Here is a 2,187-nt window from a genome sequence, read left to right on the forward strand (position 1 = left end):
CAAGGCCGGGCAATCCCAAAAATAGCTTGTCAAACGTTTCTTCTTAAGACCAAAGATGCCTTGGGTGGCCCTTTCCATAGTGGTATCGCCGTCCTGTAGAAATAGTTCAAATTGATCAAGGAAATCACTGTCGTCATGTATATATTCCCTGGCATAGCAACTTAAACGTCCCTTGGCCAATACCTTTAAAAAGGTTTTTTTGCCATATCCGCGTCGGGTATAATAATCAAACCTGAAAAACCTGCTTTCCTCAGCATACCAAATAGATTCATAGGTATGTATTCCTGCCTTATAGCCCAAAAGATTCTCTGCACTATAGCGCCGAACCTTACCGCGTTCATTCTTGAACCTAATCTTTTCAAAAAGTGTCCCATGATTCCGGTTTTTAACGGATCCGTAAAGTGTATCATTACTATTGAGAACTATGTATCCGGGTTCAAAGGCCTGGGCTCTGATAGTTTGGAAAGTGCAACAAAGAATTAACGCGAAAAGCATTGAACCAAACTCTTTACCTCTAAATAGAAATGCTATGGATTCCATAAAAAACAGTATAAAGTCATCTAAAACCAACTACCTTACCATAATCAACAAACCTATTTTTTTTCGTTAAAATGCCTACTTCACCAGAAAGGAGTACTGATTTCAGGCTTTCTAATTGTTTTTATAATTATAAATGTAGTTTGAAAAGTGTTTTGACCGTTTAAGTAATTCCGTGAGTAATCATATTTTTATTGATTTGACGAACGAGTCCCCTTAAAAAATTTCCAGGACCAATTTCTGTAAATTCAGTTGCTCCATCTTCTATCATATGTAGAATTGTATGCCTCCACTTTACCGGATGGGTCAATTGATCAATTAAACTTTTCTTGATTAATTCTATATTTTCACTTGGGCGACCTGACGTATTCTGATAAATAGGACAAATAGGCTTTTTGAATTCTGTTTCCTCTATTGCTACACTAAACTCTTCAACTATTGGCTCCATAAATGGGGAATGAAATGCGCCACTCACAGGTAATTTTACCACTCTCTTAGCACCTGGCCTTAATTTATCACAAGCTTCTTCTAGGGCCTTCATTTCACCTGAAATAACAACTTGATGCAGCGCATTATAATTGGAAGGTACAACTACTCCGTCTACGTGCTTACAAATATCCTTAACAATAACATCATATAATCCAACCACAACAGCCATACCTGTATTTTCAACTTCACAAACTTTTTGCATAGCTGAAGCACGTCTAGCTATAAGTTTCAGAGCCGATTCAAAATCTAAAGACCCAATAGCGGCCAAAGCTGATATCTCTCCCAAAGAGTGTCCGGCAACCATATCAGGATTAAAAACATTACCAAGGGTTTTTGCCAGAATATATGAATGTAAAAAAATTGCCGGTTGAGCAAACTTTGTTTGTTTCAAATCTTTAGCAGATCCTTTAAACATTACATCAGTAATTGAATATCCTAATATATCATTGCCTCTTTTAAAATATTCCTGAGCCAATTGAGATTTTTCAAATAACTCTTTTCCCATACCCGGAAATTGAGTGCCTTGACCAGGGAATAAGTACGCATGCATAAATACAACAGATTGTTTAGAATTTTAATAAATAAATTTTTACCAATAATAGAACAAATAATAAAAAACACACCTTAATCATAACTACAATCTTAATATTCCTGTCAAGAATAAAACATGATTATCATAAGACATTCCACTTACCAATATTGTATAAATATATACTTTAGTACAGAATTAACTTCGAATTCTTTTAGATTTTCATAAAGTCAGGACAACATTTTACGTTTATAGCAGTGCCATTACTTAATAAGTGTACTACCCGCCCTACTCTATTTTAATAAATAGGACTTCGCGAACCGCAAGTGGTTTCATTAACGTTTTAGGAAACTCTTTTATAAGATGTCATTTATTTAAAGAATCTATCAACCTCTTTAATTTAGACTTCCCGAAACCTTGTAAGCAGCATAATATATATGAAAGTCATTGGCCGGGCAACTTCCCTTTGTAACAAGCTGTATAAATTTGGGGTTAGTTAGTTGATTCGGGCAAATTTTGTTATATTTAAATGAATCAGGTACTTAGAACCCGTTTAATTTGATTTTTTAATTAATAAAACAATTGATATTATGAGCAGCTTAAAAAAACTTAAATTCTTTACTCTGGTAATG

Annotated in this window: 2 protein-coding genes; both read right to left on the reverse strand. The window is 34.5% G+C overall.

The window, feature by feature from the left end; translation table 11 throughout:
* Nucleotides 1-540, reverse strand: a 540-nt coding sequence (locus WBN20_RS07560) for a hypothetical protein (protein WP_424281251.1), incomplete at its 3' end; no start/stop codon positions are given.
* Between the two features lie 160 nt (nucleotides 541-700).
* Nucleotides 701-1,576 (reverse strand): ACP S-malonyltransferase, encoded by an 876-nt coding sequence (gene fabD, locus WBN20_RS07565; RefSeq protein ID WP_424281252.1) that lies wholly within the window; start codon nucleotides 1,574-1,576, stop codon nucleotides 701-703.
* Between the last annotated feature and the right edge of the window lie 611 nt (nucleotides 1,577-2,187).

The sequence above is a fragment of the Eudoraea sp. genome (genome assembly GCF_049665975.1).
Lineage (GTDB): Bacteria > Bacteroidota > Bacteroidia > Flavobacteriales > Flavobacteriaceae > Eudoraea.

Coding starts and splice junctions, on each gene's coding strand:
- fabD (WP_424281252.1), bottom strand. CDS start 1,576: ATGCATGCGTACTTATTCCCTGGTCAAGGCACTCAATTTCCGGGTATG.